The sequence below is a fragment of the Streptomyces spinoverrucosus genome (genome assembly GCF_006539505.1).
GTDB classification, from domain to species: domain Bacteria; phylum Actinomycetota; class Actinomycetes; order Streptomycetales; family Streptomycetaceae; genus Streptomyces; species Streptomyces spinoverrucosus.
In genome coordinates this window covers 1-5,223 of the sequence record NZ_BJND01000139.1, presented here as the reverse complement: position 1 = coordinate 5,223, position 5,223 = coordinate 1, and the positions used below count along the sequence as shown (strand labels likewise).

3 protein-coding genes and 2 pseudogenes are annotated in these 5,223 nt (G+C 67.6%); 1 reads left to right on the top strand and 4 read right to left on the bottom strand.

Features of this window, described 5'->3' with window-relative positions:
- Positions 1 to 126: 126 nt before the first annotated feature.
- Positions 127 to 594 (bottom strand): OsmC family protein, encoded by a 468-nt coding sequence (locus SSP24_RS41930; protein ID WP_229866380.1) that lies wholly within the window; start codon positions 592 to 594, stop codon positions 127 to 129.
- Positions 595 to 793: 199 nt separating this feature from the next.
- On the opposite strand from SSP24_RS41930, the gene SSP24_RS41925 reads away from it, so the two are divergent.
- Positions 794 to 1,879, top strand: a complete 1,086-nt coding sequence (locus SSP24_RS41925) for an aldo/keto reductase (protein ID WP_308439667.1) — start codon at positions 794 to 796, stop codon at positions 1,877 to 1,879.
- A gap of 1,892 nt (positions 1,880 to 3,771) precedes the next feature.
- On the opposite strand, the pseudogene SSP24_RS41920 reads toward SSP24_RS41925, so the two are convergent.
- From SSP24_RS41920 to SSP24_RS44805, 3 genes and pseudogenes are all read right to left on the bottom strand, one after another.
- Positions 3,772 to 4,083, bottom strand: a pseudogene (locus tag SSP24_RS41920) (diguanylate phosphodiesterase); the annotation flags it as partial.
- A gap of 140 nt (positions 4,084 to 4,223) precedes the next feature.
- Positions 4,224 to 4,649 (bottom strand): annotated as a pseudogene (locus SSP24_RS41915) (SDR family oxidoreductase); the annotation flags it as partial.
- Positions 4,643 to 4,954, bottom strand: a complete 312-nt coding sequence (locus tag SSP24_RS44805; RefSeq protein ID WP_229866381.1) for a cupin domain-containing protein — start codon at positions 4,952 to 4,954, stop codon at positions 4,643 to 4,645. The gene SSP24_RS44805 and the pseudogene SSP24_RS41915, both read right to left, overlap by 7 nt.
- Positions 4,955 to 5,223 lie beyond the last annotated feature (269 nt).

Sequence of the window (5,223 nt, the reverse complement as noted above, 5' to 3'; positions counted from 1 at the left end):
CAAGACAGAACGTCGGCTCCGCTTGTGACAGGCGCGCGTGGATTCGGCCGGCCGACTGCATTTACGAGGGCGAGCGGACGCTGTACACCAATGCCTCCGAGTGGACATCGCCGTATTCGCCGTCCCCTAAGAAGAGGCTCCCTGAGCCCGACGGAGCGGCGCCAGAACCGTTGGTACGGTGACGACCGAAGTGTCTCCGGTGACCAGGCGGTGCACCGGACAGCGGGCGGCCACCGCCAGCAGCCTCTCGATCTGGTCGGGTGCCAGATCGCCGGCGAGCCCGATGTTCTTGACGATCTGACCTCGCGGATCGAACTGCAGGTCCACATCGACGTGGTGGAGCTGCCATCTGTGTCGGCCCGCATACGTGCGGACCGCCATGGAGGTGCACGACCCGAGCGCGACCAGGAGCAGTTCCACCGGAGTGGGCCCCGCATCCATGCTGATGGGCTCAGGTTCGTCGGCAGTCAGGGTGTGAGGCCCGACGGCGATTGAGCGGGCGAGACGCAGGCCTTCACGGACCGACTCGGTGCGTCCGGACATTAGTCCGCCTATCTGTGGGTAGGAAATGCACCGCGCATCGTCGGTGATCACCAAACGGGATAGCGGCGCCGGGATGCGGTGCCGCACTGTTCACCAATAGGACAAAGGAACCCATGTCCGTGTGACAGCTTCTTCCTCTGTTGCCGTCCGAGCCCGCCGGGGAAGCCGGGCCGGCTCAGGAAGTCGACTTGATGGCGCTCGTACCGCTGTAGTGACACTGGTCCGGGGCGGCTGATGTCACAGATGCACGGTGTACCCGGTCAAGGACATAGGGGCGGCGGCGGCCCCGCCGTCGCCGGGCCGCCGCCGCGAACAGTTCCGCTTCGACATCGGACAGCTGGAGACGAGGATGAAGAGAGTCGCACTGGGCAGTCAGGGACTGACGGTGTCCGCTCAGGGTTTCGGCGCCATGAGCATGAGCGGAGTCTACGGAGAGAGCAGCGGCGAGAAGGAGTCCATCGCCACTCTCAATCTCGCGGTCGACCTCGGAATCAACTTCTTCGACACAGCAGAGTCCTATGGCCCCTTCGAGAACGAACGGCTCATGGCCCGCGCGCTCGGCCATCGCAGGGATGAGATCGTTCTGGCAACCAAGTTCGGTCTCGACTTCTCGGATGACGGCCGCCCGGGACCGTTGGACGGCAGGCCGGAACACATCAGGCGGGCCGTTGAGCGGTCGCTGCGTCACTTGGGCACCGACGTCATCGATCTGTACTACATGCATCGGGTCGACCCGAACACTCCGATCGAGGAAACGATAGGAGGCATGGCGGAGCTCGTGGCAGCCGGGAAGGTCCGGTACATCGGCCTTTCGGAAGTCTCCGCCGCAACGATCCGACGGGCCCACGACGTGCATCCGTTGACCGCGATACAGTCGGAGTTGTCTCTTTTCAGCCGTGATCTGCTGGTCAACGGAATCAAGGAGACAATGGATGAACTCGGCATTGGTCTGGTGGCCTACTCGCCGATAGGCCGAGGTCTTCTCTCGGGTTCCATCCGCGGCGCAGCGGACATGGACCCTGATGATTCACGCCGCGCGCTTCCCCGTTTCGCTCCCGAGAACATCGCTGCCAACGTGGCGCTGGTCGACCGTGTGCGAGCCATCGCCGAGTCGCGGGGAGCGACACCTGCCCAGGTGGCGCTGGCGTGGGTGGCCGCACAGGGAAGCGTCCCCATCCCGGGAACCAAGCGGCGTGGTTTCCTCACGGAGAACGCCGTGGCTGCCGAGATCGTACTGACCGGGGACGAACTGTCGGCCCTGGAATCGGCAGTCACGCCAGACGCGGTGAGGGGCGCGCGTTACACGGAACAGCAGCTGGCATCCACGAACCGCTGAAGCCGGGGAAACCGCACACGACATCGCCATGAACCTCGGACAATTCCCGCGTCCGACCCGATCCCGGACACCGAGCGCGCAGCGACGCGGGCGCCGATGCTTCCTACGGCCTTCTGCGAGGGTGTGGTTCGCGACGCTCGCGTTGCTCGCATCAGGAGCTGCTGTTGCCCGTGATCACGCTGACCTGTCCGGGGTGGAGGATCGCGTGGCCCCGGGACGCGTCTGCCGCTCGACGCTTGGGCAAGGACTGGAACTCTCCTGCGGAACCTATGGATTCGGGGACCTGCGCTACGTCTGCCCCACCGCGGCGACCGGCGGCAGCCGGTGCCGGCGCACTCAGGGCGTGACCGTGCGCAACACCGGATCCTCCACTGTGTATGTGAGGTCCATACGCGGCCCCGGACCAGGTGTCCGCCAACAGACCGGCCAACAGACGATCCGCCCTGGGCAGTCGGTCACCCTCCGCCCTCTTGAGGGAGGGTTTCTCTTCGACATCACTTTGCGCGGTACGGGGAGCAGTCCAGGCACCCTGACGGTGACCCTGGTGCGGTGATTCCGAGGGCCGGTATCCGGTCTGTGGGTCTGTCAGGATCGAGTGCTGCATGGGTAGTTAACTATTGGTGTGATCATTAGCATGCTGTGACAACGTCGTGTTGATCTGACCAAGGATGCGTGTGAGACCTTATATACCAGCCCGGCAGCGCGGTCGTACCTGACCGCGGTTCCCTCGGTTCCGCCCCGCTGGCCGTCACCCTGATCACCGGTGACCGCGTCACCGTCGCTCCCGGCGGCTCCGGCCCCGCCACCGTCTCAATGGCGAGTGCGAACGGAGGCCGGGCGGACGCACGCTTCACCACCCGGGCCGGCGACGTCTACGTCCTTCCCGCGGCGGCTGAACGGTACGGGGAGTATCCGTTCTCCGTCTCCACCCGCACCTCTCGTGCAGTTGGACTACGCCATCCCCACTTCGGCCGGAGGATCGGCGCGGCGTGACGCCGACCTCGTCGTGACGGCGTCGCACATCCGGGGCGCGTCGTCCTCCCGGGTCCGCGTCGACGCGGTGGAGTTGTCCTACGACGACGGCAGGACCTGGCACCGTGCCAAGCTGCGCGACGCGGAGGACGGGGCAGCACGGGCCGAGCTGGACGCGCCGCTTTGCGGGCCGCCTTCCTGTCCTTGCCAGTCCACGCCTCGGACACGCAGGGCAACGCCGTGACGCAGACCGTCATCCGGGCCACCGGCCTCCACTGACCGGTCGCCGCCGGGCCGCGGGATCCGTGGGCATCCGACACCCCCAGCCGGGAAACGTCCGCTGTGCGGCGAGGATCTTCTTGTCGGCGGCCGGGCCGAAGTTGGAACCTCTCGGCCCGGCTGCCTCGGGGAGCCCTACGGCTGCCGCTGCGTCGCCCGGCGCCACGAGGCACCTTCGTCGTAGGAAACCTCCAGCGTCACCGTTCGGATCGTCCCCGCGCCCGCCGCTCCCTTCAGGGTGCGAGCACGGCGGCCGTGACCTTGAGGCCCTCGAGATCGTCGAGGGTGACTCCGTCGAGGCCGGCGCAGGCGGCCCGGACGGCGGCGAGCCCGTGGCGTCGACGTGCACGGTCAGCGACTTGTGGTTCTTCCCCGCCGCGAATCCCTTCACTGTCACGGGCACCCGCACCTTGGCCTGTGCCTTGCCCGCGTTGTCGAGGGACCGCTTCGGGGGTGAAGCGCACCACGGAGGTGGGGATGGCGGTGACAACGGGGCGTACTCCGAGGCGAACCTCCAGCTCGCCTGGACGCTCCCCCCTTCACCACCTCGCTGCCTGCACGAGGCCGTTGCACAGGCTCCGGCACCGCCCACATGGTGAGTGCGCGCACTCCAGCGCCGAGGACTATGGTGTCCCACCACGGCTGAGGTACGCGACCTCCGTGCCGAGCAGCGAGCGGGCGCGCTGCACGATCGCCCGGAGCACCGCGTCTAGATCGCGCAGCCCGGACAGGTCGTGCGCGGTTTCGAAGAGCGCCGACAGCTCCGCCTCGCGGCGCCGTCTGCCCTCCAGCTCGGCGCGCACGCGCAGCGCGAGCTGCTTGGCCTGCTCGAGGCCGGCGAGGGTCTCGGCGTCCGCGCCGCTCGCCCGTGCGAGCAGCACGGGCCGGTCGTACGCCTCGACGGCGGCGCCGCGGGCGAGGAGCTCCAGGCAGGAGGCCTGATCGTGGGACATGGACAAGGGATACCTGCCGTGCGGTGGGTCGCACCACCCCTGTGGATGGCGCGGCCCATGTGGACAACTCCGTCACCCCGGCTGCCGGGCCGACACCGCCGACCGCCGTGGGCACCGCCGAGCACCGGGGCACAGACGGCTCAGTGCGCCGTCCAGCCCCCGTCCAGGGCCAGTGACGTTCCGGTGACGAAGGACGCCTCCGGTGTGCAGAGATACGCGACCGCCTCGGCCACCTCCTCAGGCTCGACGAGCCGCTTGAGTGCAGTGTCCTTCAGCAGGAGGTCGGTGACGACCCGTTCCTCGGGCACCCCGTGGGCGGCGGCCTGGTCCGCGATCTGCTTCTCGACCAGTGGGGTGCGCACATAGCCGGGGTTGACGCAGTTGGAGGTGACCCCGTGCGGAGCGCCCTCCAGCGCTGCCGTCTTGGAGAGCCCCTCCAGACCATGTTTGGCGGCCACATATGCGCTCTTGTAGGCCGAGGCGCGCAGCCCGTGCACGGAGGAGAGGTTGACGATCCTGCCCCACCCCTGCGCGTACATGTGCGGCAGCGCCCCCCTGATCAGTCGTCGTCCGGGAAGAAGAATGCGTCGGACGTGGGAGGAATCGGCGATTGCACCTCGACCCAACACGCGGGTTCGGCTCGCTCATTGACGAAGCCATGCGTGCCGTCGGTGCCCACCCACACCAGATCACCCGTCTCGATGACCTCGTCCTTGCCGTCGAGGGTGCCTCGCATCCCGCCGGAAGTGAAGTAGTAGATCTCCTCGAACGGGTGGTAGTGGACCTTGGCGGCCCGGCCCGGTCCGGACTTCGGCGCGATCTCGCAAACGAAGACGGTGTGATGCTGTGCTCCCAGGAGCTGGTCGACCATCATCCTGAGGCTGATGTTCTTGATGTTGGGGCCGTGGTAGCCGGACATCGACAACTCCGCGTAGGGCGCCATGTCGGAGTCGTCGAAGTGCCCGACGAATCGATGCCGGGGGTCCGTCCCGGACGGGCGTCCCAGGTTCTCACCCGGGGAGGCCTTGGCGGAGATGCGGCTTCGGGCTCCGTCGAACGTCGGCGGTTTCGGCGCGCGTACCCCGATCCACGTGAGTCCCTCGTCGCCGACGGAAAGCGCGTGGGCGACACCTACAGGCG